Origin of the sequence: Streptomyces avidinii, from assembly GCF_045161815.1 — a bacterium.
Taxonomy (GTDB): Bacteria; Actinomycetota; Actinomycetes; order Streptomycetales; family Streptomycetaceae; genus Streptomyces; species Streptomyces avidinii.
On the sequence record NZ_CP108863.1, the window covers coordinates 6,329,727 to 6,356,450 of the forward strand.

A 26,724-nucleotide genomic window follows, 5' to 3' on the forward strand; every position below is an offset into this window, starting at 1 on the left:
GAGTCCTATAGTGCTAGGAAGCTAGATGAATAGAGGAGGACAGTGATCGAGTTTCACCTCGATGCCCGGTCCGGCGTCGCTCCGTACATGCAGCTCGTCCACCAGGTCCGTCAGGCCCTGCGGTTGGGGCTGCTGTCCGAAGGGGACCGGCTGCCGACCGTCAAGGACGTCGCGGCCGGCGTGGCGATCAATCCGAACACCGTGCTCAAGGCCTACCGGGAGCTCGAGTACGAGGGCCTGGTCGCGAAGAAGCCCGGGGTCGGCACGTTCATCTCCGGCACGCTCAGCGACGACTCGCTCTCCGAGCATGAGCCGCTGCGCCGGGAGTTGCAGCTGTGGCTCGACAAGGCGCGGGCCGCCGGGCTGGGCGAGGAGAGCATCGAGGCCCTGTTCCTGAGCACCTTCCGCGCCCGCACCGGCACGGACCCGCACATCGAAGAGGAGAAATGACCGCAATCTTGGAAGCCCGCGCGCTGGGCAAGCGGTACGGCCGCAAAGAGGCGCTGAGCGACTGCACCCTGAGCGTGCCGTCCGGGCGGGTCGTCGGCCTGGTCGGGCCCAACGGGGCCGGGAAGTCGACCCTGCTGCAGCTGGCCTGCGGGCTGATCGGCCCGACCTCCGGCAGCATCGAGGTGCTCGGCGGCCGGCCCGCCTCCGGGCCCGTGCAGCTCGCCAAGGTCGGGTTCGTCGCCCAGGACACCCCCACCTACGCCGGGCTGTCCATCGCCGACCACCTGCAGCTGGGCGCCCGGCTCAACCCGGGCTGGGACGCGCAGCTGGCGCAGGACCGGATCCGGCAGCTCGGCCTGGACCCCGCCCAGAAGGCGGGCAGGCTCTCCGGCGGCCAGCGCGCCCAGGTGGCACTGACCCTCGCCGTCGCCAAACGGCCCGAGCTGCTGATCCTCGACGAGCCCGTCGCCGCCCTGGACCCGCTGGCCCGCCGGGAGTTCCTGCAGAGCCTGATGGAAGTCGTCGCCGAACACGGAACCACCGTCGTGCTCTCCTCGCACCTGGTGTCCGACCTGGAACGGGTCTGCGACCACCTGATCTCGCTGGTCGCCTCCCGGGTCCAGGTCGCGGGCGACGTCGACGACCTGCTCGCCACCCACTTCCGGCTCACCACCGCCCGCCGCGAGGCGGCCACCCTGCCCCAGGGCATTCAGGTCATCCAGGAGACCCACACCGAGCGGCAGAGCACCTTCATCGTGCGCTCCGACAAGCCGGTCCAGGACCCCTCCTGGGTCCTGGAGCCCCTCAACCTGGAGGACCTCGTGCTCACCTACATGAGTCAGGCCACGGCCGGGCCCGGCCCCCGACCCACCCGGGAGAACCAGCGATGATCTGGCTGACCTGGCGCCAATACCGCGTCCAGACCCTCGCCGCGCTCGCCGTCCTGGCCGCGATCGCGATATTCCTCGTGGTCACCGGCCTCCGGATGCGCGAGGTCTACGACAGCACCGTCGCCGGCTGCGGCAGCGACTGCGGATCGGCGAAGAACGCCCTGGTCGTCGAGTACCAGACCCTGACCTACTACGTCACGAGCCTGCTGCTCGCCACGCCCGGCATCATCGGGATCTTCTGGGGCGCCCCGCTGATCGCCCGTGAACTGGAGACCGGCACCCACCGGCTCATCTGGAACCAGAGCATCACCCGCGGCCGCTGGCTCCTGGTCAAGCTCGGGGCCGTCGGCCTGATCGCCGTCGCCGTCACCGGGGTGCTCAGCCTCCTGGTGACCTGGTGGGCGAGTCCCATCGACCGGGTCAACCTGGACCGGTTCACCGCACTGATGTTCAGCGGCCGCGGGGTCGTCCCCCTCGGCTACGCGGCGTTCGCCTTCACCCTCGGCGCCTCGGCCGGACTCCTGATCCGGCGCACCGTGCCCGCGATGGCCGCGACCCTCGCCGTCTTCCTCGCGGTGCAGATCTTCGTGCCCTACGCGATCCGCCCGCACTTCATGGCGCCGGAGCACACCGATGTCGCGCTCAGCTCCCTCGTCATGGCGCCGGTCGGCGGCGGCGAGGAGTCCGGTGCGCCGAAGGACGGCTGGAACGGGAACCACATCCAGCTGAAGGGCTCCGGAGGCGACGCCCACCTGCGGATCGGGGTCCTCAAGCCCGGCGTCTGGGTCGTGTCCGATCTCGGTACGGTCCTCGACGCCTCCGGCAAGGAGGTCCGCGGCGCCGAGGGCTGCGCGGAGCGCGAGAAGGAGCCCTTCGAGTGCTTCGCCACCTCGAAGCACCACATCGAGGTCGACTACCAGCCCGCCGACCGCTACTGGACCTTCCAGTGGATCGAGACCGGGATCTTCCTCGCGCTCTCCGGACTGCTGGCCGCGTTCTGCGCCTGGTGGCTGCGCCGTCGGGCGGCCTGACCGGACGAGGGCAAAAGGGCGGCCGAAGCCAACGCAACTGGCTTCGGCCGCTCCCTCGACTCTACGGCCGTCGGGCCCGCGCCGTGGCGCGGTAGGTGCTCGGAGTCAGACCCGTGTGGCGGGTCAGGTGGGCGCGGAGGGAGTCCGCCGTGCCGAGCCCGCTGCGGGCGGCCACCTGGTCCATCGGGAGGGTGGTGGTCTCCAGGATCTCGCAGGCGCGGTCCAGGCGCTGGTGCAGCAGCCACTGGAGGGGGCTGAGGCCCGTTTCCGCGCGGAAGCGGCGGGTCAGGGTGCGGGTGCTCGTGCCCGCGTGCCGGGCCAGCTCGGCCAGGGTCGTCGGCTCGTGCAGGCGGGCCAGCGCCCAGGCGCGGGTGGCCGCCAGGGAGGTGCCGCGCTCGGGCGGGAGCGGGGTCTCGATGAACTGGGCCTGGCCGCCCGGCCGTACGGGAGCCGCCACGACCAGACGGGCCGTGGTGTTCGCGACGGCGGCGCCGTAGTCGCGGCGCACCAGGTGCAGGCACAGGTCGATCCCGGCCGACATGCCCGCCGACGTCAGCACCCTGCCGTCCTCGACGAACAGCACGCCGGGCACGAGGTCGACCTCGGGGAAGAGCCGCCCGAACTCCGCGGACGCCGTCCAGAAGGTCGTGGCGCGGCGGCCTTCCAGGAGACCCGCCTGCGCGAGGACGAAGGCACCCGTGCAGATGGAGGCGATGCGAGCGCCCCGCGCGGCGGCGGCCCGCAGGGCGTCCAGTACCTGGGGTTCGGGGCCCTCCCGGTCGGCCGTCCCCGTGACCATCACCGTGTCGGCCCGCTCCACCGCCTCCAGGCCGTGCGGCACCACGACGTCCGTGCCGTACCGCGCCGGCACCACGCCGGGGACGAGCGTGCAGACCGTCACCTCGTACGCAGGCTGCTCGCCGAGGGTCGTCGCGCCGAACACCACCCCCGGGATCGACAGGTCGAAGGTGGTGACCGGCGGGCACGCGATGACCGCGACGCGGTGCGGGGGAGCGATTGGCATGGCTCGAATCTCCGGATTGCTGGCATTCCAGCCACTACTGTACGGCCGCGCCCGGGACGAGAGTTGACCTGTCAACAACAGCAACTCGTCGTACCAGCACAGGAGTACAACCATGGCTCTGCACGTCATCACGGGCGCCGGTGCGATCGGCACCGCCGCCGCGCGCCTGCTCGCCGCATCCGGTGAGCGGGTCCGCGTCATCACCCGCAGCGGCGGCGGGCCCGATCTTCCGCTCGTCGAGCGGGTCGCCGCCGACATCACCGACACCGACCGGCTCGCCGAGCTGCTGCAGGGCGCCCGGACCCTCTACAACGCGGCCGCGCCCGCCTACCAGGACTGGCGGACCGCCTTTCCGCCCCTCGCCGCCTCACTGCTCGCCGCCGCCGAGCGGACCGGCACCGACTACATGATGCTGGGCAACGTGTACGGGTACGGGCCCGTCGAAGGCCCCCTCACGCCCGACCTGCCCATGAGGCCCAACTCCGACAAGGGACGGGTTCGCGCCGCCATGTGGGAGGAGGCGCTGGCCGCGCACCGGGCCGGGCGGGTCCGGGTCGCCGAAGTGCGCGCCGGTGACTTCCTCGGGGCGGACGTCCTCGGACTCTTCCCCCTCCTGGCCGTGCCCGCCGTACTGGCCGGCGAGGAGGCCGTGCTGCCGGTCGGCCTCGACGCGCCGCACGCCTGGTCCTATACGGAAGACGTCGCGCGGACCCTGATCGCGGTCGGCGGGCGGGAAGACGGCTGGGGCCGCGCCTGGCACGTGCCCTCCACCTCCGAACTGTCCCCGAGGGAGCTGATGGGGCGACTGGCCGCAGCCGCCGGCGCGCCGAGCCCGAGGCTCAGGACCACGACGCGGGAGGAACTCGACGCGGCGGCTGCGGCGGACCCGGTGATGGCCGAGATGCCGGAGATGGCCTACCAGTACGACGGCGAGCTGCGCCTCGACGCCTCCGACACCGAGCGCCTGCTCGGCGTACGGGCCACCGAACTGGACCACGTGCTGAAGGAGTTGATCTCCACCGGGCCGCCGTCGGCGCGGACGGGGCGGTGAGACCGGCGGGCGCGGCTTCCCGGGCCTGCGGCGTACCGACCGACGGGGCCGAGCCCGATTCGCTCGTGCGGGTGACCTGATGGGGAAGGGCCGGGGATGCTCCTGCCGGGCCCTGGGCCGGACGGAGCATCTGCGGGGCCTCTCGCGACAGTTGAGGTGCCCGCCGTCTGGTACCCATCTGGATCATGGCCCCCATCCGAATGCTGCTGAGCGGCCTGCTCGGCGCCGCCCTGCTGATTCCCGTCCAGCCCTCCGCCGACGACGGCGACGGCGACGGCGGCCGGATCGTCGAGTACCACGGTCTGCGCGTTGCCCTCCCCGCCGACTGGCGGGTCGTCGACCTCGATCGGAACCCCGACGCGTGCGTGCGCCTCGACCTGCCCACCCTGTACCTCGGCCACGCCGGCACCCAGGCCGAATGCACCGGCCGGGCCGTCGCCGTCCGCGCCGGCACCCTGCACCTCGAACCCCTGGGCAAGGCCCCGGAGCGCGCCGACATCCCGACCGTCACCGTGGACTCCTGGAGCACCCTGCGCGAGGCCCCGCCCCGCTCCGACAGCAACGAACTGCGGTACGCCCTGCGCCGGGCCGAGGTCATGGCCACCGTCTCCTACGGGGCCACGCCCGACGCCGTACGCCGGGTACTGGCGCAGGCGCGCGCCGCAGCGCCCCCGCACACCCCGCACGCCACGGCCCCCGTCGTCGCCGTGCCGGCCGCCGGAGGCCCGGGTCCCCGTAGCGCCCAGGAACCCTTCAAGGGCGAGGGCTTCGACGCCTGCACCGCCCCCACCCAGAAGGCCATGGACACCTGGCGGGCCGATTCCCCCTTCGGCGCGATCGGCGTCTACATCGGCGGCCGGGCCCGGGCCTGCGCCCAGCCGCGGCTCACGGCCCGCTGGGTCGAACGGCAGGCCGCCGCGGGCTGGCACCTGATGCCCATCTGGGTGGGCCCGCAGCCCTGGCACAACGCGGGCACCGGCCTGTCCACCGACCCCTCCGAGGCCGCCGCGCAGGGCCGGGAGGCCGCCGAGGGCGCGGTGGACGCGGCCCGGTCGCTGCGGCTGCCCGTGGGCACGGTGCTCTACAACGACCTGGAGAACTACACGGACCGCGCCACCTGGGACGCCCCGGTCGTCGCCTACCTGACCGCCTGGACGCAGCGGCTGCACGAGCTGGGCTACCGCTCCGCCGCCTACGTCTCCGTGAGTTCCGGGGTCAAGGCCCTCAGCGCCCACTACCGCCAGGCCCCGCAGGCCATGCCCGACGTGCTCTGGGCCGCCCGCTGGAACCTCTCGGCCACCGTGGGCGACGCCGACATGGGCCTGGCGAAGGGCACCGCCAAGTGGGCGGGCCCGCGCCGGGCCCACCAGTTCCGCGGCGACCACGACGCCACCTACGGCGGGGTCACCCTCAACATCGACCGCAGCTGGGTGGACGTGGACCCGACCGCCCTCGCCCGGAAGGACAAGAAGCCGCGGATCTAGGCCGTGGTCGACCTCCTCGGATCACTCGGATCAGGTGTTCTGGAAGTTCCAGAACATGGCGACTTCGTCGTCGTTGACGGCGATCAGCCCGGCGTCCCAGTCGTAGGAGCTGAAGGGGTCGTGGCCGCGGGAGGACAGCGCGTAGAAGTCGGGCCGGTCGCCCTTCCCGCCGAGGTCGGTGTGGAAGCGCGTGCCGTCGGGGAAGCGCGAGAGGAGCGCATCGGCGCGGCGTTCCCGGTCCGGCCGGCGCTCCTCCCGGCCCGGGGTCCGCGAGACGTCCGTACTGTTCGCCGCGACGGTGAGCAGGACGAGCAGCGACCGGGCCGAGGACCGGGGGAGCTCGCCCGCCCTGGGCCGGTACCGGTCCGCGTCCGCGGGCGTGGCGGGCGTCTCCAGCCACGGGAACAGCGGATCGTCGAGGCGTTCCTCCTCGCCCTCGAAGGGGTCGACGGATTCCCAGCCCCGGGGGTCCCGGGTTTCGAGACGCATGAGTGCGCCCACGTCGAGCCACCAATCGTCGTGTCCGCGCGGGGCGACGGCGACGAACGTGCTGACCCACTCGTACAGCCTGAGCGCGTCCGACCACGTCCACGCGTCGAGCCGGCCTTCCTGCACCCCCCGTCCCATCAGCCGGCCGCACCGCCTTCGGCCGGATCCTCCCGGGGCGGTTCGTCGTCGTCGCCCCGGCGCAGGGTGTGCAGGCCGTGCCCCGGGGTCCACGTGCGGATCACCAGGTCGTCGCCCTCCACGCCGACGTGGACGACCTCCGTCAGGTCGGCGTGGAAGAGGTGGAACGGGTGCGGGGTCTCGGTCTCCTCCGCGTACCGGTGCAGTTCCGGCGGGTCCAGGAGCTCCACCGCGCGTCCGGAGATCCGTACGTCCCCGTCCGGCATGCTCTCGCCCTCGCCCGGATTGGTGTGCAGGGCGAAGCGCGGGTCGCGCTGGAGGTCCTTGGCCTTCATCGAGCCGGCCATCATCCCGAGCCACAGTTCCCCGCCCCGGATACCGACGTTCAGCCCCGTCACCCGGGGGGAGCCGTCCTTGCGGAGGGTGGCCAGGACATGGTGGGGGTACTGCGCGAAGCGGGCCCGGACGGCCGCCGCGAACTCCGGCTCCGCCTTCTCGAACGCTGCCCAGTTGGTCGTCGTCATGCGTCCCATCAAAGCGCGTGGCCCCGGTCGTCACCGGTCAGGCGCGCACGATGCCCGCACCGCGCGCCGCCGCCAGCCAGGCCGGGAACTCCCCGACAAGGTGGTCGTAGAGTTCGCCGTCCGGCACCTTCCGGGGGTCCTGTCCCGCGTGGAAGTAGCCCGCGTTGTCCACGGCCCGCATCGCCGGAACCGGCAGCTCGTCCAGTCGGCGCAGGAAGTCGAACTGGGTGCTGCGCGTGTTGCCGAAGCCGACGAACTGCCAGAAGAGCGGCAGCCGGGCCGCCTTGCACAGGTACCGCTCCGCCGCGAGCTTGTTGATCGGCCCGCCGTCGGTCTGGAAGACGACCAGGGCGGGGGCCGTCGACCCCGAGTCCAGGTAGTGGTCGATGACCGCGTCCATCGCCGCGTGGTAGGCGGTCCTGCCCATGTGGCCCAGCCGGGCGGCTATCTCGGTGACCCGGCCCGCGTGCCCGGCCAGGGAGATCTCCTCCACCGCGTCGACCTCGGTGGAGAAGAAGACCACCGGCACCCGGGCGTCGTCGTCCAGATGGGCGGACAGTCCCAGGACCCGGTCCGCGAGGGCCTGCACGCTACCGTCCGCGTAGTACGGACGCATCGAGCCGGAGTAGTCCAGAACCAGGTAGACCGCGGCCCGCCCGCCCTCCAGGCCGTACTTGCGCAGGGAGACCCCGGCGCTCTTGTAGAGGCTGACGAGCGCCGGAGCCGTCTCCTCCACCTTGCGGAGGTTGATCGCACTGCCCGTCATGGGCCGAGCGTACGCCCGCGCCCGTCCCGCCCGGCGGCCAGTGCGTCGATGTCGTCGAGCATCGCGGCCGCGAGGTCGCGCTCGGAGGCGTAGTACCGCTCGGCCCACCGGAGGGTGAGCGTCGGGTACGCCCAGGCGCTCTCGTCCTGCGCGCTCTCCGCGTCGGCCACCGCGTGACGGCGCATGCTCTCCGCGAACTCCTGGTGCCGGCCGAGGACTTCGCGCATCTGCTCCGGCTCCAGCAGGTGGCCCAGCCACAGTCGGAGCATCGGTCCGTGCTTGAGGACGGGCGGGTCGACGGGGGCCTCGCGGGCCCACTCCCGTACGGCCGCCATGCCTTCGTCCGTGATCCGGTACACCCGCTTGTCGCGCGTCCCGGTGTCCTGGGCGACCATCCGCGAGGAGGCGTAGCCGGCCTTCTCCAGCCGCTTGAGCTCGCTGTAGATCTGGCTGAAGGACGGGCTCCAGTAGAAGAACCGCAGCGACCGGTCCGACCACTTCTTCAGGTCGTAACCGGAGAGCTCCTCTCCGAAGGAGAGCAGCCCGAGCACCGCCCAGCTGGTCGCGGGGAGCGTGCGCTTGTTCGTCTCGTCTGCCACGCAGCGCAGTCTACGACCGGCCCCCGGCGCCCTTCCCCGTGCGGAGTATGCCTGCTAGAAGTATTCCTATTAGAAAGAGTGCTCCCGAACTCCGGACGGAGGGACCTCACCGTGAAGTTCTCGATGATCTTCGAGGCGCAGCTCGTCGACCCCACCCCCGAACGTGAACGCCAGGTCATCCACGACTGCGTCGAACAGGCCGTCCACGCCGAGGAGATGGGCTTCGACCGGATCTGGGCCGTCGAGCACCACTCCCTGACGCAGTACGCGCACATGAGCGCCTCCGAGATCTTCCTGACCTGGGTGGCCGCCCGCACCCGCCGGATCCGGATCGGCCACGGCGTCGTCACCATGCCCTTCGGCTACCAGCACCCGGTGCGCGTCGCCGAGCGCGCGGCCATGCTCGACGTGCTCTGCGGCGGCCGCGTCGACATCGGCGCCGGGCGCGGCGCCACCCGCCAGGAGATGTCCATGTACGGGGTCAGGACCGAGGACACCGGCCCGCAGACGGAGGAAGCCCTGCGGATCTTCTCCTCGGCCTGGCGGGAGGAGACGTTCGAATGGCACGGCTCCCTCGACATCGGCCCCGGCGCGATCCTGCCCCGCCCGGTCCAGGACCCGCACCCGCCGCTGTTCATGGCCTGCTCCCGACACGACACCCTCAAGCTGGCCGCCGAACTCGGCATCGGGGCCCTGGTGATGGGCTTCGCGGGCGCCGACGACGTACGCACCATGCGCAAGGTCTACGACGAGGCCATCGCGACCCGCACCGGTGAGCGCCTGGTCTCCACCGAGGTCAACGACCACCTCTCCGCCCTCTGCCCGACCATCGTCCTCGACGACGCCGAGCGGGCCCTGCGACTGGGCACCCGCGGGCAGCGCTTCTTCGCCGAGTCCATCGCCCACTGGTACGGGAACGGCCCCGAGCCGACCGGGTACGCGGAGGAAGAGGACCACGCGGGCGCGCTGGCCCGGGGCCGGGAAGAACTCGTCGCCCGGCTGCACGAGGCGAACATCCCCGCCCGCCCCGTCGACACCGGCACCTACAACGCGGAGCACGCGTACGGCAGCGCCGAGACCGCCATCGCCTACGTCGAGCAGCTGCGCGACATCGGCGTCGACGAGGTGATGTGCCTGATCCAGATGGGCACCGTCCCCCAGGAGGTCTGCATGGAGACCATCCGCCAGTGGGGCGAGAAGGTCATCCCGCACTTCCGCGCGCTGGAGGGCTGAGCCGTGGCGGAGCGCCTCGAAGGGAAGGTCGTCGTGATCACCGGCGCCGGACGCGGCCAGGGCGCCGCCGAGGCCCGGCTGTTCGCGTGCGCCGGGGCCCGGGTCGTGGTCACCGACGTACGGGAGGACGAGGGCCGGGCGGTGGCCGAAGAACTCGGCGACCAGGGGCTGTACGTACGCCACGACGTGGCCGACCCGGCGAGCTGGGCGACGGTGGTCGAGGAGGCCGTCCGCGCCTTCGGGACGGTCTCGGCCCTGGTCAACAACGCGGCCCTGTGGCGTACGGCCCACGTGGAACGGCAGCGGCTCGACGAGTTCGAGGCGCTCCTGCGGGTCAATCTGCTCGGGCCGTTCCTCGGCATCCAGGCGGTGGCGCCGGTGCTGCGCGCGGGCGGGGGCGGCTCGATCGTCAACATCTCCTCCACCGCCGGCCTGGTCGGGATACCCGGTCACGCGGCCTACGGCTCCACCAAGTTCGGGCTGCGAGGGCTGACCCGGTCGGCGGCGCTCGACCTCGCCGGGGACCGGATCCGGGTCAATTCGGTGCACCCGGGGGCCATCGACACCCCGATGGTGGCCGAGGCGGTCGCGGGCCGGGACTGGTCGCACGTACCGCTGGGGCGCATCGGCCGCCCGGAGGAGGTCGGGGAGCTCGTCCTCTTCCTCTGCTCGGACGCGTCCTCGTACATCACCGGCACCGAATTCACCGTGGACGGGGGGATGACGGCCGCGTGAGCGACTCCGACTCCGACTCCGGCTTCGACTCCGACTCCGGCTTCGACTCCGACTTCCCGACGACGGACCCGCTGTCCCCGGAGGCCAGGCGGCTGTGCGACGCGATGACGGCGGGCTTCCCGGGCCCGGGCGACGCCCGCGCCCTGCGGGCGGCGGCGACGTCCGGATCCGGCCGCCCGGGCCCGGCCGTGGCCTCGGTCTCCGACACGGTCGCGGGCGGGGTCCCGGTCCGGATCTACGATCCCGCGCCCGGCCCGGCCGACCGCCCGCTGGTGATCTTCCTGCACGGCGGCGGCTGGGTGATGTGCGGGCTCGACAGCCACGACGCGACCTGCCGCTCCCTGGCGCTGGCCGCGGGCGCGGTGGTCGTCTCGGCGGACTACCGGCTCGCCCCGGAGCACCCCTGGCCGGCCGCGCCCGACGATGCGCTCACCGTCCTGCTCTGGGCCCGGGACCGGGCCCGCGCGCTCGGCTGCGACCCCGGCCGGGTGGTGCTGGCGGGGGACTCCAGCGGCGGCAACCTCGCGGCCGTGACCGCCCTGCGCGCACCCGGACTCGTCGCCGGGCAGCTGCTGTTCTATCCGCCGCTGGACGCCTCGATGGACTCCGCCTCCGTGGAGACGTACGCGGAGGGCCACTTCCACACCGCCGCCCACATGGCCTGGTACTGGGACCGGTACGGCGGCGACCCGGAGCACCCGCACGTCTCGCCGCTGCGCGCCCCCGACCTGTCGGGCCTGCCGCCCGCCCTGATCGTCCTCGCCGACTGCGACGTACTGCGCGACGAGGGCCTCGCGTACGCCCGCCGCCTGGCGCGGGCCGGCGTCGACTGCGCGGTCCAGCTGCACCCGGGGGTCTTCCACGGCTTCCTGGGCCTGCAGCTCCCGGCGGGCGCCGCCGCGCTGCGGGCGGCCGGGGCCTGGGTGGCGGGGGTCCGCGCGGCGGAGGCATGACGGATGGGGTGGCGGATCCCACCCGCCCCCCGGGCATGATGTGTCCATGGCTGAACTGATACGGAGACTGCCGGGCGCCGTCCTGCGCAACTGCCTTCTCCTGGCAGGGGAGTTCGCGGCGATCTGGCTGCTGCAGGGTCCCGAGGGCGCCTGGATCCCCGTCCTGCTGGCCGTCTTCGTCCTCGGCGCGGCCGTCCCGCACGGCACCGACGCGGAGTTCGTCGCCCGCACCTCCGTCGCGCTCCTCGCGGTCGCCGTCGCCGTGGCCGGCGGGATCACCTGGGACCGGCACACCCTCCACGACCGCGGCCGCGAGGAACAGGCGATCGTGATCGAGCGGACCGTGGTCGAGGACGGCTCGACCACGGCCCCGTCGCTGCGGCTGCGCACCGAGGCGGGCCGCGACCTGCCCGGCCCGGTGGCGAAGGACCTCCCGGTCGGCGCCCGGCTGAAGGTGACCGTGGACCCCGACGGACCGGCCTGGTCCGTCGGCGGACGCCCCGACGGCCCGCGCTGGCCGGCGCTCGGCACCGGGGCCCTGATCCTGCTCCAGACCGTCGTCGTCGGCCGGATCTCCCTGCGCCGCCACCGGGCCTAGGGCGTCTCCGAAAACCAGTGGAACAGCGTCGCTGTGCGCCACTACCGTGCCGTCGAACCGAGTCGTCCAGGCAAGGACCTGCCGTTGTACACCCTGTGAGACCCCCCAAGCGCTGATCGGTCGCGCGTCGCACATGTGCGCCGTGCTGCTTTTTGCTGCGGACTTCTCACTGAAACCGGTGTACTTCTGTGCTCAATAACTGGGCGGTCGTGCCCACCTGCCTGCCGCTCGTTCGCCGCCGCTGCCATGCGTGCGCGTCCGAGCGCTTCCGGGCGAACGGCAAATTTCGTGTCAACGCGAACCACAAGCTCCTCGACGCCTGGCTGCTCGTGCTCTGTACCGCTTGCGGGGACACCGCGAAGCTCACGGTCCTGGAGCGGATGAACGTGCGCTCCGTACGACCTGAGCTCCTGGACCGCATGCATGACAACGACCCCGGCCTGGCGGCCGAGGTGCTCCAGGATCCGGTCATGCGGCGACGCAATCGCATCGCCCTCGACTGGGACGACGCCTGGCGGCTCGACACCGACGGATCGGATCACCTGGGCCGGGAGGTGATCGACGTCGCGGTCCGCTTCGCGGCGCAGATCCCCGTCCGGCCGGTGCGGGTGATCGCTGAAGGTTGCGGACTTTCCCGGGCCGAGGTCGAAAGACTGATCGCGGACGGGAAACTCGTGTCGCCGGTCCGGCTGGGCGGCAAGATCTCCGGCGACTTCACCTTCATGCTCAAGCGCTGAGCCCTCCCCGGAACCTGGGGCCCGTCCGGCAGGATCCGCCGGACGGGCTCCAGGAGCCCCGCCGGGCCCGGGAGACGCGACGCGCCTATTCGATCGTGCAGGAGCAGCCCTTCGCGGCTGTCACGCCGTCGCTCTCCGCGACCTTCTTCCCGTCGACCTTGATGACGCACGGGGCCTGCTGAAGCTTGCCGTCGGGGCCCGTGATCGTGCCCGGAACGACGTTCACCGGGTACCCGACCTTCTGCTCCGCGGCGGTGAGCACTGCGGCCGCCGCGGCGCACACGGTCACCGTGGTCATCGTCCTTCGCATGGTGCAAGTACCTCGATCTTGTTGCCGGTTGTGTGATCGAAAACAATGGACGCATGACGACACGAGCCCGTTCCTTCGACGCAGCAGCAGCTCTGTACGCAGCCCACCGCCCCGGCTACCCCCCGGCCCTCTTCGATGCCGTCGAGGCCCTCGCCGGGCGGCCGCTCGCCGGGGCCCGGGTGGCCGACGTGGGAGCCGGGACCGGCATCGCCACCGGGCTCCTGCGCGAGCGCGGGGCCGAGGTCCTCGCCGTGGAGCCCGGGGACGGGATGGCCGCCGAGTTCCGCCGGACGCATCCCGGGATCCCGATCGTGCGCGGCGACGGGGACCGGCTGCCGCTGGCCACCGGCGCGTTCGACCTGCTCACCTACGCCCAGGCCTGGCACTGGACCGACCCGGCCCGCTCCGTGCCCGAGGCCCGCCGGGTGCTGCGTCCCGGCGGCGCGCTCGCGATCTGGTGGAACGACACGGACGTCACCGTCCCGTGGATCGCCGAACAGGAGGAGCGGCTCCGGGTCTTCTTCGAGGTCAAGGGGGAGACCCACCGCACGCTGCCCGAGGGGCTCGGCGAGTTCACCACCCGGTCGGTGCCCTGGTCCCGGCGCATCACGCTGGACGACCACCTGGCCAACCTCGCCAGCCACTCCGCCTTCCTGGTCCTGGGCGAGGCCCGCACCCGCGAGTACTTCGCCGGGGAACGCGAGCTGCTGAACCCGCTCTTCCCGGACGGCATCGTCGAGGAGCAGTACGTCGTGAACGTCAGCGTCGCGGTGGTGTGAGGGACCGCAGTACCTCGGCCCGGCAGGCCGAAGGCGTTCCCCAGGCGTCCCGCAGGGGCCGGGCCTTGCGCAGCCACAGGGACAGGTCCAGCTCCTCGGTGTAGCCGACCGCGCCGTGGAGCTGGAGCGCCGTCATCGCCGCCCGGTAGGACGCCTCGCCCGCCGACAGTTTCGCCGCGGCCACCTCCCCCGGGGCCGGGGACAGGGCCGCCGCCCACACCAGCGGGCGGGCGAACTCCAGGGCGAGCAGGGTGTCCGCCAGCCGGTGCTTGACCGCCTGGAAGGACCCGATCGGTGTGCCGAACTGCGTGCGCTGCTTCGCGTACTCCACCGTCCTGGCCAGCAGTGCCTCGCCGACGCCCAGGCACTGGGCGGCCGTCAGCAGCCGGGCCCAGCGTCCGGCCACCTCCGCCGCCCGCGCCACCCCCGGGCCCGCGGCCAGCAGTTCGCCCCCGTCGGCCGTCGGCAGACAGAGCCGGCGGGCCGGGTCCGTCGACCGGATCGGCTCGCCGGTGGCGCCGGTGGCGCCGGTGGCTCCCGAGGCTCCGGCGCCGCCCGTACCGTCGGCCTCGCCCGTACCGCCCGCCAGCCGTAGCTCGCCCGTCGGCGACACCGTGAAGCAGTACGTCGCCGCGTCCGCGTCCAGCGCGTACGGGCCCCCGCCCGGCAGGGTCAGCGTGGCCGAGGTCTCCCCCCGGGCCAGCCCCGGCAGGAACCGCTTGGCGAGCGCCTCGTCCGCCAGCTCCGCCAGCAGCACCGACACGGCGGCGCTCTCCACCACCGGCCCCGGCACCCCGGCCCGGCCCAGCTCCACGAAGCCGAGGGACAGCTCCGGCGGGAGCAGGCCCGCCCCCTCGTAGGCCTCCGGCACGGCCAGCGCGAACAGCCCCGTCCCCGCGAGCCGGGACCACAGCGCCCGCCCGGGCCAGGCATCGCCGTCCGCCCAGGCCCGTACCGTCGCCGGCACCTGCGCCGAGCCCAGCAGCGAGCGCAGCGTACGGGCGAAGTCCGACTGCTCGTCGGTCGGCAGGAAGCGCATCAGCGGCGGCCCTTCGGGAGGCCGAGCAGCCGCTCGGCGATGATGTCGCGCTGGATCTCGTTCGTCCCCGCGTAGATCGGCCCGGCCAGGGAGAACACCCACGGCTCGGCCCATGCGCCGTCCGCGAGCTCCGCGTCCGCGCCCAGCAGGTCCAGGGCCGTCTCGTGCAGGGCGATGTCGTACTGCGACCAGAACACCTTGTTCAGGCTGGACTCGGCGCCGATCGTCTCGCCCGCCGCGAAGCGGGCGGCGTTCGCCCAGGTGAACAGCTCGTACGCGCGCGCCCCGACCACCGCGTCCGCGACCCGGTCCCCCAGCGCGGAGTCGGCGGGGTCCCCGTGCTCGTGCCACAGCCCCACCAGCCGGTCCGCCGCGGCCAGGAAGCGGCCGGGGGAGCGCAGGGTCAGCCCGCGCTCGTTGCCGGTCGTCGACATGGCGATCCGCCAGCCCTGCCCCGGCTCCCCGATGACGTCCTCGTCCGGTACGAAGACCCGGTCCAGGAAGAGCTCCGCGAAGGCCGGCTTGCCGTCGAGGCGGCCGATGGGCCGCACTGTCACACCCGGCGCCCGCAGGTCGAACATCACGTACGTCAGCCCCTGGTGCGGTCGCGGGGCGTCCGGGTCGGTGCGGAAGATCCCGAAGGCGCGGTCCGCGAAGGCGGCCCGCGAGGACCAGGTCTTCTGCCCGGACAGCAGCCAGCCGCCGTCCGTGCGGACCGCCCGCGACCGCAGCGAGGCCAGGTCGGACCCGGACTCGGGCTCCGACCAGGCCTGCGCCCAGATCACCTCGCCGCTCGCCATCGACGGGAGCACGCGCGCCCGCTGCTGCGCGCCCGCATGGTCGAAGAGGGTGGGGGCGAGGAGGCTGATGCCGTTCTGCGAGACCCGGCCGGGTGCGCCCGCGGCCCAGTACTCCTCCTCGAACACCAGCCACTTCACGATGTCCGCGCCCCGGCCCCCGTACTCCTCGGGCCACGAGACCACCGACCAGCGGTCCGCGTGCAGCACCGCCTCCCACTCCCGGTGCGCCGCGAATCCCTCCGCGGTCTCCAGGGAGGGCAGGGGCCGGGCCGGAACGTGTGCGCGCAGCCAGTCCCGGGCCTCGGCCCGGAAGGCCTCCACGTCCGCCGTGTGCGTGAGTTCCATCAGGTGGTCGCCTCCTTCGTGGCGGCGATGTCGACGCCGCCGAGCGAGTCCGCGGCGGTCTCCGCGTCGTGCGTGTGCGCCAGGTGGTGCAGGCCGAACACCGAGTCCGTGCCGGTGCGCAGGCCCTGGAGGTCCTCGGCCCGGTTGTTGACGGCCCGCTCGGCCGGCGCCGGTCCGGGTGTGTCGTCGGGCCTGCGGTCGTCGGGCATGCGGCGTCCGTCCTTCACGAGGGGAAGCTTCCCTAACAAGTGTTTGGTAGGTTAACGTACGGCCATGAGCAGCGTCGAGGAGTTCCGCACCGGGGCCCGGGGGTGGCAACGGGCCCACCTCGCCGGTGGGTTCACCGCCCTCGAGGGCCGCGGCGGACCCGGCCGCGAGCACGGGGCTCCCACCGAACCCGCCCGGACCGACGGCGCCCTCGCCGAGCCGCCGAGCGCCGAGCCGCTGATCCGCGACCGCCTCGTCCGGGCCCGGACCGGGCCGGAGACGACCCTCATCGCCGAGCGGATCCTCGGCCTTCCCAAGGAGGTACGGGCGTGAACACCCCCGACTATGTCCCCGGGCACGGACTGCTGAAGGACCGCACCGCCGTCGTCACCGCCGCCGCCGGGGCCGGGATCGGCGGAGCCACCGCCCGCCGCCTCCTGGAGGAGGGCGCCCGCATCGTCATCGGCGACGCCCACGCCCGCCGCCTGAAGGAGACCGAGGAGGCCCTCGCCGCCGAGTTCGGGGCGGACCAGGTCACCTCACTGCCCTGCGACGTCACCGACGAGGACCAGGTCCAGGCCCTCTTCGCACTCGCCGAGCACACCCACGGCCGCCTCGACATCGTCGTCAACAACGCCGGCCTCGGCGGCACCGCCGCCCTCGTCGACATGACCGACGCCCAGTGGTCCCGCGTCCTCGACGTCACCCTGAACGGCACCTTCCGCTGCACCCGCGCCGCCCTGCGCGCCCTCAAGGCCTCCGGCGGCGGCGGAGTGGTCGTCAACAACGCCTCCGTCATCGGCTGGCGCGCCCAGACCGGCCAGGCCCACTACGCCGCCGCCAAGGCCGGGGTGATGGCCCTGACCCGCTGCGCGGCCCTGGAGGCGGCGGAGTTCGGCGTACGCGTCAACGCGGTCGCCCCGAGCCTGGCCATGCACCCCCACCTGGTGAAGGTCACCAGCGAGGAGCTCCTGGCCGAACTCACCGCCCGCGAGGCCTTCGGCCGGTACGCCGAACCCTGGGAGGTCGCCAACGTCATCGTCTTCCTGGCCAGCGCCTACTCGTCGTACATGACCGGCGAGACGGTGTCGGTCAGCAGCCAGCACGCCTAGCGGATGCCTTGGCCGAGAATGGACGCGTGCCAACGAACAAGCCGACAGCCAAGAAGCAGCCGCAGGTGACGGCGTCCCCCGAACGGCGTCGTGAACTCCTCGACACCGCAGCCGAGGTCTTCGCCGCGCAGGGCTACAACGCCACCACCGTCCGCAAGATCGCCGACGCCGCCGGAATGCTCGCCGGCAGCCTCTACTACCACTTCGATTCCAAGGAATCGATGCTCGACGAGATCCTCTCGGCCTTCCTGACCGAACTGTGGGACGGGTACGACACCGTCCTCGCCGCCGGTCTCGGCCCCAGGGAGACCATCGAGGCCCTCGTCACCGAGTCCTTCCGGGAGATCGACCGGCACCGCGCCGCCGTCGCCATCTACCAGAAGGAGTCCCGCACCCTCTCCGCCCAGCCCCGCTTCCACTACCTGTCCGGCTCGCAGCAGAAGTTCGAGAAGGCCTGGCTGGGGACGCTGGAGCGGGGGGTCGAGGCCAAGGTGTTCCGCGCCGACCTCGACATCCGCCTCACCTACCGGTTCGTGCGCGACACGGTGTGGGTGGCGGCGTCCTGGTACCGGCCGGGCGGACAGCACAGCCCCGAGGAGATCGCCCGCCAGTACCTGTCGATGGTGCTGGACGGGATCGCACTGCGCCCCACCTGACCGACCCGACCGTCCGAGGAGTCCCGATGCCCGAGGCCTACATAGTCGATGCGGTACGCACGCCCGTGGGGAGGCGCAAGGGGGGCCTGTCCGCCGTCCACCCGGCCGACCTGGGCGCGCACGTCCTGAAGGCACTGATCGAGCGGTCCGGGGTGGACCCGGCCGCCGTGGAGGACGTGGTGTTCGGCTGCCTCGACACGGTGGGGCCGCAGGCGGGGGACATCGCCCGGACGGCCTGGCTGGCGGCCGGCCTGCCCGAGGAGGTGCCCGGGGTCACCGTCGACCGCCAGTGCGGGTCCTCGCAGCAGGCGGTGCACTTCGCGGCGCAGGGCGTCCTGTCCGGCACCCAGGACCTGGTGGTCGCGGGCGGCACCCAGAACATGTCGATGATCCCGATCGCCTTCGCCTCGCGGCAGGCGGCGGAGCCGCTGGGCCTCGACGAGGGACCGTACGCGGGTTCGGCGGGCTGGCGCGCCCGCTACGGGGACGCCCCGGTGAACCAGTTCCACGGCGCCCAGCTCATCGCGCAGAAGTGGGGGATCACCCGGCAGGACATGGAGGAGTTCGCGCTCCGCTCCCACCGGCGCGCGATCCGGGCCATCGACGAGGGCCGCTTCGCGCGCGAGACGGTGGCGTACGGGGACGTGAGCGTGGACGAGGGCCCGCGCCGGGACACGACCCTGGAGAAGATGGCCACCCTCAAGCCCGTGGTCGAGGGCGGCACCATCACGGCGGCCGTCTCCTCCCAGGTCTCGGACGGCGCGGCGGCCATGCTGATCGCCTCCGAGCGGGCGGTACGGGAACACGGCCTGCGGCCGCGCGCCCGCATCCACCACCTCTCGGTACGCGGGGAGGACCCGATCCGGATGCTGTCCGCGCCGATCCCGGCCACGGCGTACGCGCTGAAGAAGACCGGCATGTCACTGGCCGACATCGACCTGGTGGAGATCAACGAGGCGTTCGCCCCGGTGGTGCTCGCCTGGCTGAAGGAGACGGGCGCCGACCCGGAGCGGGTCAACGTCAACGGCGGCGCGATCGCCCTGGGCCACCCGCTGGGCGCGACCGGGGTGAAGCTGATGACCACCCTGCTCCACGAACTGGAACGCACCGGCGGCCGCTTCGGCCTGCAGACCATGTGCGAGGGCGGCGGCCAGGCCAACGTGACGATCATCGAGCGGCTGTAGGCCGCCCCCGGCCCCCGCCCTCGGGTCCCGGGCCCCGGCCCCGGTCAGTCCGGGAGCAGGCCGAAGCCGAGGAGTACGGCCGCCTCGACGCGCACCGAGCCCGGGGTGAGGGCGCCGTCGTCCTCCGGGTCCCCGCCCGTGCGGCGGCCGTGGCTGTGGCCGCCCACCGACTCCGGGTCCACGTCCTCGATGTGGATGACCGGTCCCAGCCGCACCCGGCACGCCTCCGCGTAGACCTCGGCCTTGCGCCGGGCGGCCTCCACCGCCCGGCGCCGGGCCTCGTCCCGCATCGCGGGCTTGTCGTTCACCTCGAACCGCACGGCGTCGACGCGGTTCGCGCCGGCCGTGACCGCGTCCTCGATCAGCAGCTCCAGCCGGGCCAGTGCCTCCGTCCGCACGGTGTAGGTGGCCACGCAGGCGTAGCCGAGGAAGGACCGCTCCGCGCCGTAGCCCTTGTACTGCGAGGTGAGCTGCAGGCGTGAGCCGGACACGTCCGAGTCCGGTATGCCGTGCTCGCGCAGGACGTCCCGCAGCCGGTTCACCGCCGCGCCCGCCTCGGCGAAGGCGGCCTTCGGGGTCGGGGCGAGGAGATCGACCGCCAGGTCCACGTGGGCGAGCCGGGGTTCGGCGGACACGCTGCCCGCGCCGAGCACACTGAGCCCCCAGGGCTCCTTGATCGCTGCCATCCCATGATCAAACCAGTTGGGGCCGGAGGCCGCCAGGGACTTCCGCCGCCTCTGCCGGCCCGCCCGGACCGACCCGCAGGAGTGAATCTTTTTCGCCGAAGGCGGAGCCGGCCGCGCGGCCGGGGAGATCGTCCGCACGGGCCCGGACCGGCCTCGACCCAAGGGGGACAGGGGCTCCGGCCCCGCGGACATCCCCCGCCGGGCCGGTCGGCGCACCGCGGGCCGCCGACCGGAGGGCGCAGGTCACACCACTGCTCCGGCGCCGCCGGACCGAGGGTGTGCTAGCTTAGAGCTCGTTGCAGTTGTGGTACCCATGAACTTTATGTGCGCCTGACGGGAATGCTCCGCAGGCGCTTTTATTGTTTTGCCGGAATCTCCGGATGGGGCCCTTTGCCGCCTATTCAGGAGATTTAAAATGGCACTTGGCACCGTGAAGTGGTTCAACTCGGAAAAGGGCTTCGGCTTCATCGAGCAGGACGGTGGCGGCCCGGACGTCTTCGCCCACTACTCGAACATCGCCACCCAGGGCTTCCGTGAGCTCCAGGAGGGCCAGCGCGTGTCCTTCGACGTCACCCAGGGCCAGAAGGGCCCCCAGGCGGAGAACATCGTTCCCGCCTAAGTACTTCAGCATGCCGGGGTCCGCACCGCGAGGTGCGGACCCCGGCTTGTCTGCTGTTTCGACCTTTGTTTTACCTGTCGGTTTCAGGAGGGCTTTCTCGCATGACCAGCTCCAGCTCCGCACGACCCAGCCGCCGCCCCACCCGGGGTCGAGGTGCGGCCCAGGGGCGTCCGAAGTCTGGCGCGGGACGGCAGAAGTCCGCCCCCGTGGCCCGACCCCAGGAATTCACCATGCCCGAGCCGATCGCGCCGGCGCTGCCGCCGGTCGACGCGTTCGCGGACATGGACATGCCCGAGGCGCTGCTGAAGACCCTCGCCGCCCAGGGCGTCACCGAGCCGTTCCCGATCCAGGCCGCGACGCTGCCGAACTCCCTCGCCGGCCGTGACCTGCTCGGCCGCGGCCGCACCGGCTCCGGCAAGACGCTGGCCTTCGGCCTGGCGCTGCTCGCCCGCACCGCCGGCCGCCGCGCGCAGCCGAAGGCGCCGCTCGCGCTGGTCCTCGTACCGACCCGTGAGCTCGCGCAGCAGGTCACCGACGCCCTGGCCCCGTACGCCACGGCCGTCAACCTGCGCATCGCGACCGTCGTCGGCGGCATGTCGATCAACCGGCAGTCCGGCGCCCTGCGCCGCGGCGCCGAGGTGCTCGTCGCCACCCCCGGCCGCCTGAAGGACCTCATCGACCGCGGTGACGCCGACCTCTCGCAGGTCTCGATCACCGTCCTCGACGAGGCCGACCAGATGACCGACATGGGCTTCATGCCGCAGGTCACGGCGCTGCTCAAGCAGGTCGAGGCCGGCGGCCAGCGGATGCTGTTCTCGGCGACGCTGGACAAGAACATCGACAAGCTCGTCAAGATGTTCCTGACCGACCCGGTCGGCCACTCCGTCGACCCGTCGGCCGGTGCGGTCACCACCATGGAGCACCACGTCCTGTACGTCATGGACGAGACCGACAAGAAGGCCGTGGCGACGCGTATAGCCGCTCGCGACGGCCGGGTGATCATGTTCGTCGACACCAAGCGCGGGGTCGACCGCATGGTCAAGAAGCTCCTCGCCGACGGCGTCCGCGCCTCCGGCCTGCACGGCGGCCGCTCCCAGCCGCAGCGCAACCGCACCCTCGACTGGTTCAAGACGGGCGAGGTCACCGCGCTCGTCGCGACCAACGTCGCGGCGCGCGGCATCCACATCGACGACCTCGACCTCGTCGTCAACGTGGACCCGCCCACCGACCACAAGGACTACCTGCACCGCGGCGGCCGTACCGCCCGTGCCGGTGAGTCCGGCAGCGTGGTCACCCTGGTGCTCCCCGACCAGAAGCGGGACATGACCCGTCTGATGTCGGACGCCGGGATCTCCCCGCGCACCGCGCAGATCAAGTCCTCCGACGAGGAACTGGCCCGGCTGACCGGCGCCAAGGAGCCCTCGGGCATCCCGGTGGTGCTGGACGTTCCGCAGCCGACCGCGCCCAAGCCGCGCTCCGGCTCCGGTACGGGCTCCGGCTCGCGCCGCCGCTCGGGCGGCGGGCCGCGCACCGGCTCCGCCACGGGCGGCGCTCCCGCGGCCGGCGGCCGCGGCCGCCGTTCCGGCGGGGGTGCCTCCGGGCAGGCCCCGGCGGCCGCCGGTTCGGGCCAGGCCCGTCGCGGTGGCCAGGGCGGCGGCGCCGCAGCGGGCGGCTCCGGCGAGCGCGGCCGACGCGGGACGGGCGGCGGTGGCGGTGGCGCCGCCGCGGCTTCCGCGCGCAGCAGGGTCGGCTCCGGTGGCCAGAGCCGCCGCCGCGCGGTCTGATCTCCGTACCGCGGCAGTACACGTACGCACCACGACGCCGGGCAGCGCAGGACGCGCCGCCCGGCGTCGTGCTGTCCGCTACCGGACGATCCGGTCCTGCAGCCTCGCCAGCGTCCGCAGGTCCAGGCCGAGGCCCTGCGTCAGATAGCCGTAGAAGCTGCCGTAGTCGGCCTCCATCTGCGCCGTCGCCGAGTCCAGGTAGTCCTGGCGGACCTCCTGGAGCGGGATCAGCAGGTCCGGGTTCTGCATCCGGCCCGACTGCCTCAGGCCCGCCCGTACCTGGGCGTCGTAGGCGGCGCGGAAGGTGTTCGACGCCAGGTAGTCGCGCTCCGCGGTGTCCTCGGGGACGGCCAGGGCGCGCAGCAGGACGTAGCTCATCCAGCCGGTCCGGTCCTTGCCGGACGTGCAGTGGTACAGGACCGGGCCCTGCCGGCCGTCGGCGATCTCCCGCAGCGTCGCCGCGAACTGCGCCCGGTTCTCGGGGCCGGTCACGAAGGTGCGGTAGATGTCGCGCATGTAGGCCTCGGCGCGGCCGCCGCCGAGCATCTGCTCCTGGGTGACGGGATCGCCGCTGCCGATCGCGCCGACGAGGGTTCCGTAGAGGCCCAGGTCACTGACCGGTCGCGAGGTGGGGGAGAGCCCAGCGGGCAGCCGGTCGGCGCCGTCGTACTGGAGCTCCATCGGGATGCGGAAATCGACGACCTTCTTGAGGCCGAGACCGGCGACGGTGGTGACGTCCGCTGCGGTCAGCTTGCTCAGTGCGTCGGAGCGGTAGACCAGGCCCTGGCGGACCTGACCGCCGGTCCAGGTGCGGTAGCCACCGATGTCCCGGACGTTGACGGCGCCCTGGAGAGGGATCTGGCGGATCGTTTCGGCCTGCTGCTGGTGGTACCGGGCACCGACCCCGGCTCCGGGTGCCGCCTCCGCGTACGCGGAGGCGGGCAGGATCCCGACGGCGAGGGCGGCGGCGGCCGCCGCGGTCGTCAGGCGGATTCTGGCACGGCTCATAGGGGCAACTCCTGTGACGGAGAAGGGGGATCACCCTGGTGGTGGCAGGGTGCGGAGCGAGTGCAGTGCTTCGAGTGCTTCGAGTGTCTGTTGTGCCTCGGCCATGACGCGGGAGACGAGCTCCGCACAGGACGGGAGATCATCGATCACCCCCGCGACCTGGCCCGATGCCATGACGCCGAGGTCCGTACGGCCCTCGACCATGGACGCCTTGAGGAGCATCGGGGTGTTCGCCGCGAGCAGGACCTGGCTCCAGGACAGGTCCTTGCCGTGTTTCATCGCGAGGCCGTCACGGACCATCTGCGGCCAGCTCAGACCGGACAGCCTGCGGAAACCGGCGGCGTGCCGCACCGCCCGCACCAGGGCCCGGGTGCGACCCGCCCGCTCCAGGGAATCGACCAGCTCGGTACGGAGCATGCGGTGCGGGAGCCCGTCGACGGCCGTGGTGACGGTGACGTCCTTGACGGTGGCCCGCAGGTACTCGGCCTTCACGGCGTCCGGGACGGTGGAGTCCGAGGTCAGCAGGAAGCGGGTGCCCATGGCGATGCCGGCCGCCCCGTGGGCGAGGGCGGCGACCAGACCGCGCCCGTCGCGGAAGCCGCCCGCCGCGATCACCGGAATGTCCACCGCGTCCACGACCTGCGGCAGCAGCACCGTCGTGGCCACGTCCCCCGTGTGCCCGCCGCCCTCGCCGCCCTGCACGATCACCGCGTCGGCACCCCACGCGGCCACCTTCTCGGCGTGCCGCCGGGCCCCGATCGACGGGATCACGACCACGCCCGCGTCCTTGAGCCGCGCGATCAGCTCCTTGGAGGGCGCGAGCGCGAACGAGGCGACCCGCACCCCCTCGTCGATGATCAGCCGGGCGCGCTCGGCCGCGTCCCCGGCGTCCGCCCGCAGGTTGACCCCGAAGGGCGTCCCGTCCGGCGTACGGGACTTCACCTCGCGGACCGCCGAACGCAGCTGGTCCAGGGTCATCGTGGCCGAGGCCAGGATCCCCAGCGCCCCCGCGTTGGCCGCGCCCGAGACCAGGCGGGGGCCGGCGACCCAGCCCATGCCCGTCTGCACGACGGGGTGCTCGACCCCCACCAGCTCGGTGAAGGCCGTCCGTATCGTCGTCGCCATCGCCTCAGACCCGCACTTCCCGGTCGCGCAGCCCCTCGGGGTCGATCACCTCGCGGATCAGCCGCAGCTCCTCGGCGGTCGGCTCCCGCGTGTACGGGACCTCACCCGTGACGGCCGGCTCGAAGCCGGTGGCCGCCAGGACGTCCTCGACGGTGACGCCGGGGTGGACGGAGGCCAGGCGCATCGAGTGGCCGGGCCCGGCGAAGTCGAGGACGCCGAGGTCGCTCACCACCCGGGGCAGCCGGTGGAAGCGGGTCACCCCGGCCGCCTCCGCGCGGTCGTAGCCGACCCCGCTCACCATGTCGACGCGCTCGACGAACACCCGCGTGGAGTGCTTGGGGATCCAGTAACTCACCGGATTGTTGAGGGTGTTGACAGGGGCGCCGCGCACGCCGAGGAGCTGGCGGGCCGGTCGCTCCCAGTCGCCGATGCACGAGATGTTCTGGTTGCCGAACCGGTCGATCTGACTGGCGCCCATCATCACGTGCCGCCGGCCGCCGGTGACCATCGTCAGGTGGCGCCGGTACGGGAGCCAGCCCTCGGCCGTGCCGTCGAGCCCGACGAGCAGGGCCTCGCCGTCGGTCAGCAGCAGATCGGGGGAGAAGGTGCGCTTCGCGAGCCGGGCCCCGAAGGCGGGGATCAGGCCCATCGGACTGGCGAGCACCTCGCCGTTGGCGCGCCAGGCCTCGGCGCACGCGATCACGCAGTACTCGGCACGGGAGACGCTGCGGGGGGCGGTGGTCGTCACTGCTGCTCCTCGTGCCAGGTCCGGACGGCCAGCTGGTAGTCGTGCTCGCCCGCCCCGGACAGGAAGCGGTCGGCGAACTCGGTCCAGGGGGTGGTCGCGTACAGCTTCTGGAAGGCCTCGTCGCGGTCGTAGTCGGGCACGCAGGAGGTGAAGTGCGCGCCGTTCGGGGTCTCCACGACCCCGGTGACGGAGTGGCGGCTGACGAGGAGGGACTGCGCAGGGCCCGACTTGGCGAGCTCGGCGGTCTCGACGAGCTGCTCGCAGGAGACGTAGGCGGCGTCGGCGGCCTCGCAGAACAGGTCGTCGAAGTACGGGTCCGGGCCCAGGTACTGGGCGTTGCCCAGCCGGTCGGCGCGGTTGAGGTGGACCAGGGCGGCGTCCATGCGCAGGGCCGGGACGGCGACGAGCTCCTCGCCGTCGTCGTAGGGGGAGGTGACCGTACGCAGCTCCGGGTTGACCCGCATCACGTCGGAGCCGAGGCCGGCCCGGACGGGGAGGAAGGGGAGCCGGTTGGCGGCGGCGTGCAGGCCCCACATGAACATGGCCTCGTCGAGCTCGGTGAGGGTGAAGGCGGCGCGCTCGCGGGCCGCCCGGAAGTGGGGCTCCAGCGGAATGGAGTCGAGGGTGGCGAAGGGGGCGACCAGTCTGCGGATCCGGCCGGCGGCGGCGAGCAGGCCGACGTCGGGGCCGCCGTAGGAGATCACGGTGAGATCGGTGATCTCGCAGCGGAGCAGTGCCCGCACCAGGGCCATCGGCTTGCGCCGGGAACCCCAGCCTCCGATGCCGATGGTCATCCCGCTGTGCAGCTGGGCGACCACCTCTTCGGGGGTCATGGACTTGTCGGTCATGCGCGCTCTTCCTTCCCGAAGGTGTCGCGGACCCGGTCGGCCACCCCGCTGAGGTTGGCCTCGAAGGTGAAGCCCTGCTCGAAGCGGTAGCTGCGGCGCACGTCCACGGGGTCGATCCCGTTGATGGCCGCCTTCGCGAGCCGGATCAGGCAGCCGTCCTTCTTCGCGATCTCGGCGGCCAGTTCCAGGGCGGCGGAGCGCAGTTCCGCGCGCGGGACCACCTTCCAGACCGAGCCGTGCGCGTGCAGTTCGGCGGCGGTCGCGGTGCGCGAGGTGTAGTACAGCGCGCGCATCAGGTGCTGCGGGACCAGCCGGGCCAGGTGGGTGGCGGCGCCGAGCGCGCCCCGGTCCAGCTCGGGCAGCCCGAAGGTGGCGTCCTCGGAGGCGACGATCGCGTCGGCGTTGCCGACGAGTCCGATGCCGCCGCCCAGGCAGAACCCGTTCACGGCCGCGACGACCGGCACCTCGCACTCGTACACGGCGGCGAAGGCCTCGTAGCAGCCCCGGTTGGCGCCGATCAGGGCGGCGTGTCCGGTGTCGCGCTGCATCTCCTTGATGTCGACGCCGGCGTTGAAGCCGCGGCCCTCGGCGGCGAGCACGACGCACCGCACCTCGGGGTCGCGGCCCGCGGTCCGCAGGGCGTCGGCCAGGTCGTACCAGCCCTGCACCGGGAGCGCGTTGACGGGTGGGAAGTCGACTGTGACGAGCGCGATGCCCTTGTCGGGGCTTGAGGTGGAGACACCCATGAGCGGATCAGCTACCTTTCCACCAA

Annotated in this window: 32 protein-coding genes; 17 read left to right on the forward strand and 15 right to left on the reverse strand. The window is 72.8% G+C overall.

What is annotated here, in order from left to right:
• Positions 1-42: 42 nt before the first annotated feature.
• The 3 genes from OG373_RS28490 to OG373_RS28500 are packed head-to-tail and all read left to right on the forward strand — an operon-like array spanning position 43 to position 2,371.
• Positions 43-450 (forward strand): GntR family transcriptional regulator, encoded by a 408-nt coding sequence (locus tag OG373_RS28490; protein WP_189736102.1) that lies wholly within the window; start codon positions 43-45, stop codon positions 448-450.
• Entirely contained in the window at positions 447-1,340 is an 894-nt protein-coding gene (locus tag OG373_RS28495) for an ABC transporter ATP-binding protein (RefSeq protein WP_405441150.1), read from the forward strand. Before OG373_RS28490 ends, OG373_RS28495 begins: the two co-directional genes overlap by 4 nt.
• Positions 1,337-2,371, forward strand: a complete 1,035-nt coding sequence (locus OG373_RS28500) for an ABC transporter permease (RefSeq protein WP_405441151.1) — start codon at positions 1,337-1,339, stop codon at positions 2,369-2,371. Before OG373_RS28495 ends, OG373_RS28500 begins: the two co-directional genes overlap by 4 nt.
• 61 nt (positions 2,372-2,432) lie before the next feature.
• Here the strand turns inward: OG373_RS28500 and OG373_RS28505 are convergent, their stop codons facing one another.
• A complete protein-coding gene (locus tag OG373_RS28505) occupies positions 2,433-3,395 on the reverse strand; it encodes a GlxA family transcriptional regulator (protein ID WP_405441152.1) in 963 nt (320 codons plus the stop codon).
• 112 nt (positions 3,396-3,507) lie between these two features.
• Between OG373_RS28505 and OG373_RS28510 the strand changes: the two genes are divergently transcribed.
• The gene (locus OG373_RS28510) at positions 3,508-4,446 is read left to right on the forward strand and encodes an NAD-dependent epimerase/dehydratase family protein (protein WP_405441153.1); all 939 of its coding nucleotides are present in this window, start codon (positions 3,508-3,510) and stop codon (positions 4,444-4,446) included.
• Between the two features lie 185 nt (positions 4,447-4,631).
• Positions 4,632-5,930, forward strand: a complete 1,299-nt coding sequence (locus tag OG373_RS28515; RefSeq protein WP_405441155.1) for a DUF1906 domain-containing protein — start codon at positions 4,632-4,634, stop codon at positions 5,928-5,930.
• Between the two features lie 30 nt (positions 5,931-5,960).
• Here the strand turns inward: OG373_RS28515 and OG373_RS28520 are convergent, their stop codons facing one another.
• Genes OG373_RS28520 through OG373_RS28535 form a run of 4 tightly spaced genes read right to left on the reverse strand, consistent with a single transcriptional unit; the run spans position 5,961 to position 8,446 of the window.
• Positions 5,961-6,557, reverse strand: coding sequence for a hypothetical protein (locus tag OG373_RS28520; protein ID WP_405441156.1), 597 nt, complete (start codon positions 6,555-6,557; stop codon positions 5,961-5,963).
• Positions 6,557-7,081 (reverse strand): pyridoxamine 5'-phosphate oxidase family protein, encoded by a 525-nt coding sequence (locus OG373_RS28525; RefSeq protein WP_405441158.1) that lies wholly within the window; start codon positions 7,079-7,081, stop codon positions 6,557-6,559. The genes OG373_RS28520 and OG373_RS28525 overlap by 1 nt, the downstream gene beginning before the upstream one ends.
• A 37-nt stretch (positions 7,082-7,118) precedes the next feature.
• Entirely contained in the window at positions 7,119-7,847 is a 729-nt protein-coding gene (locus OG373_RS28530) for a VWA domain-containing protein (RefSeq protein ID WP_405441160.1), read from the reverse strand.
• Positions 7,844-8,446 (reverse strand): helix-turn-helix transcriptional regulator, encoded by a 603-nt coding sequence (locus OG373_RS28535; RefSeq protein WP_405441161.1) that lies wholly within the window; start codon positions 8,444-8,446, stop codon positions 7,844-7,846. The genes OG373_RS28530 and OG373_RS28535 overlap by 4 nt, the downstream gene beginning before the upstream one ends.
• A 111-nt stretch (positions 8,447-8,557) precedes the next feature.
• Here OG373_RS28535 and OG373_RS28540 point away from each other — a divergent pair, with 111 nt between their 5' ends.
• The 5 genes from OG373_RS28540 to OG373_RS28560 all read left to right on the forward strand — a co-directional run bounded on the left by OG373_RS28540 (position 8,558) and on the right by OG373_RS28560 (position 12,702).
• Positions 8,558-9,679, forward strand: coding sequence for an LLM class flavin-dependent oxidoreductase (locus OG373_RS28540; RefSeq protein ID WP_405441163.1), 1,122 nt, complete (start codon positions 8,558-8,560; stop codon positions 9,677-9,679).
• 3 nt (positions 9,680-9,682) lie between these two features.
• Positions 9,683-10,414 carry an SDR family NAD(P)-dependent oxidoreductase gene (locus OG373_RS28545; RefSeq protein ID WP_405441165.1) on the forward strand — a complete coding sequence of 244 codons (732 nt, stop codon included), beginning with the start codon at positions 9,683-9,685 and terminating at the stop codon, positions 10,412-10,414.
• Positions 10,411-11,367: an alpha/beta hydrolase fold domain-containing protein gene (locus OG373_RS28550; protein ID WP_405441166.1), complete on the forward strand. Its 957-nt coding sequence runs from the start codon at positions 10,411-10,413 to the stop codon at positions 11,365-11,367. The genes OG373_RS28545 and OG373_RS28550 overlap by 4 nt, the downstream gene beginning before the upstream one ends.
• A gap of 46 nt (positions 11,368-11,413) precedes the next feature.
• Complete coding sequence (locus tag OG373_RS28555; protein ID WP_405441168.1) at positions 11,414-11,965, forward strand: hypothetical protein; 552 nt, start codon at positions 11,414-11,416, stop codon at positions 11,963-11,965.
• A 188-nt stretch (positions 11,966-12,153) separates the two neighbouring features.
• Positions 12,154-12,702, forward strand: coding sequence for a DUF1062 domain-containing protein (locus OG373_RS28560; RefSeq protein ID WP_405441169.1), 549 nt, complete (start codon positions 12,154-12,156; stop codon positions 12,700-12,702).
• 85 nt (positions 12,703-12,787) lie between these two features.
• Here OG373_RS28560 and OG373_RS28565 read toward each other — a convergent pair whose 3' ends face one another.
• Entirely contained in the window at positions 12,788-13,000 is a 213-nt protein-coding gene (locus tag OG373_RS28565) for a hypothetical protein (RefSeq protein ID WP_405441171.1), read from the reverse strand.
• Between the two features lie 65 nt (positions 13,001-13,065).
• Between OG373_RS28565 and OG373_RS28570 the strand changes: the two genes are divergently transcribed.
• The gene (locus OG373_RS28570) at positions 13,066-13,791 is read left to right on the forward strand and encodes a class I SAM-dependent methyltransferase (RefSeq protein WP_405441173.1); all 726 of its coding nucleotides are present in this window, start codon (positions 13,066-13,068) and stop codon (positions 13,789-13,791) included.
• On the opposite strand, the gene OG373_RS28575 is transcribed toward OG373_RS28570, so the two are convergent.
• The 3 genes from OG373_RS28575 to OG373_RS28585 are packed head-to-tail and all read right to left on the reverse strand — an operon-like array spanning position 13,772 to position 16,184.
• The gene (locus OG373_RS28575) at positions 13,772-14,830 is read right to left on the reverse strand and encodes an acyl-CoA dehydrogenase family protein (RefSeq protein ID WP_405441175.1); all 1,059 of its coding nucleotides are present in this window, start codon (positions 14,828-14,830) and stop codon (positions 13,772-13,774) included. The two genes, OG373_RS28570 and OG373_RS28575, sit on opposite strands and share 20 nt — an antisense overlap.
• The gene (locus OG373_RS28580) at positions 14,830-15,975 is read right to left on the reverse strand and encodes an acyl-CoA dehydrogenase family protein (RefSeq protein WP_405441177.1); all 1,146 of its coding nucleotides are present in this window, start codon (positions 15,973-15,975) and stop codon (positions 14,830-14,832) included. Before OG373_RS28580 ends, OG373_RS28575 begins: the two co-directional genes overlap by 1 nt.
• Positions 15,975-16,184, reverse strand: coding sequence for a hypothetical protein (locus OG373_RS28585; RefSeq protein WP_405441178.1), 210 nt, complete (start codon positions 16,182-16,184; stop codon positions 15,975-15,977). Before OG373_RS28585 ends, OG373_RS28580 begins: the two co-directional genes overlap by 1 nt.
• A gap of 64 nt (positions 16,185-16,248) precedes the next feature.
• Between OG373_RS28585 and OG373_RS28590 the strand changes: the two genes are divergently transcribed.
• From OG373_RS28590 to OG373_RS28605, 4 genes are read left to right on the forward strand one after another with little or no spacing between them, the layout of a single operon-like run.
• Entirely contained in the window at positions 16,249-16,515 is a 267-nt protein-coding gene (locus OG373_RS28590) for a hypothetical protein (protein ID WP_405441180.1), read from the forward strand.
• Complete coding sequence (locus tag OG373_RS28595) at positions 16,512-17,294, forward strand: SDR family oxidoreductase (RefSeq protein WP_397735124.1); 783 nt, start codon at positions 16,512-16,514, stop codon at positions 17,292-17,294. The genes OG373_RS28590 and OG373_RS28595 overlap by 4 nt, the downstream gene beginning before the upstream one ends.
• Before the next feature lie 26 nt (positions 17,295-17,320).
• Positions 17,321-17,950: a TetR/AcrR family transcriptional regulator gene (locus OG373_RS28600; RefSeq protein ID WP_405441182.1), complete on the forward strand. Its 630-nt coding sequence runs from the start codon at positions 17,321-17,323 to the stop codon at positions 17,948-17,950.
• Positions 17,951-17,976: 26 nt separating this feature from the next.
• Entirely contained in the window at positions 17,977-19,134 is a 1,158-nt protein-coding gene (locus OG373_RS28605; RefSeq protein ID WP_405441184.1) for an acetyl-CoA C-acetyltransferase, read from the forward strand.
• Positions 19,135-19,178: 44 nt separating this feature from the next.
• Here the strand turns inward: OG373_RS28605 and OG373_RS28610 are convergent, their stop codons facing one another.
• Positions 19,179-19,820 carry an SIMPL domain-containing protein gene (locus OG373_RS28610; RefSeq protein ID WP_405441185.1) on the reverse strand — a complete coding sequence of 214 codons (642 nt, stop codon included), beginning with the start codon at positions 19,818-19,820 and terminating at the stop codon, positions 19,179-19,181.
• Between the two features lie 415 nt (positions 19,821-20,235).
• On the opposite strand from OG373_RS28610, the gene OG373_RS28615 reads away from it, so the two are divergent.
• Positions 20,236-20,439 carry a cold-shock protein gene (locus OG373_RS28615; RefSeq protein ID WP_052872633.1) on the forward strand — a complete coding sequence of 68 codons (204 nt, stop codon included), beginning with the start codon at positions 20,236-20,238 and terminating at the stop codon, positions 20,437-20,439.
• A 101-nt stretch (positions 20,440-20,540) separates the two neighbouring features.
• Positions 20,541-22,223 carry a DEAD/DEAH box helicase gene (locus tag OG373_RS28620; protein ID WP_405441187.1) on the forward strand — a complete coding sequence of 561 codons (1,683 nt, stop codon included), beginning with the start codon at positions 20,541-20,543 and terminating at the stop codon, positions 22,221-22,223.
• Between the two features lie 78 nt (positions 22,224-22,301).
• On the opposite strand, the gene OG373_RS28625 is transcribed toward OG373_RS28620, so the two are convergent.
• From OG373_RS28625 to OG373_RS28645, 5 genes are read right to left on the reverse strand one after another with little or no spacing between them, the layout of a single operon-like run.
• Positions 22,302-23,231 carry a tyrosine-protein phosphatase gene (locus tag OG373_RS28625; protein ID WP_405441188.1) on the reverse strand — a complete coding sequence of 310 codons (930 nt, stop codon included), beginning with the start codon at positions 23,229-23,231 and terminating at the stop codon, positions 22,302-22,304.
• Positions 23,232-23,261: 30 nt separating this feature from the next.
• Complete coding sequence (locus OG373_RS28630) at positions 23,262-24,344, reverse strand: NAD(P)H-dependent flavin oxidoreductase (RefSeq protein WP_405444230.1); 1,083 nt, start codon at positions 24,342-24,344, stop codon at positions 23,262-23,264.
• A 16-nt stretch (positions 24,345-24,360) separates the two neighbouring features.
• The gene (locus OG373_RS28635) at positions 24,361-25,104 is read right to left on the reverse strand and encodes a CoA-transferase subunit beta (RefSeq protein ID WP_405441190.1); all 744 of its coding nucleotides are present in this window, start codon (positions 25,102-25,104) and stop codon (positions 24,361-24,363) included.
• Positions 25,101-25,952, reverse strand: a complete 852-nt coding sequence (locus OG373_RS28640) for a CoA transferase subunit A (RefSeq protein ID WP_405441192.1) — start codon at positions 25,950-25,952, stop codon at positions 25,101-25,103. The genes OG373_RS28635 and OG373_RS28640 overlap by 4 nt, the downstream gene beginning before the upstream one ends.
• Positions 25,949-26,698 (reverse strand): enoyl-CoA hydratase family protein, encoded by a 750-nt coding sequence (locus OG373_RS28645; RefSeq protein ID WP_405441193.1) that lies wholly within the window; start codon positions 26,696-26,698, stop codon positions 25,949-25,951. Before OG373_RS28645 ends, OG373_RS28640 begins: the two co-directional genes overlap by 4 nt.
• Between the last annotated feature and the right edge of the window lie 26 nt (positions 26,699-26,724).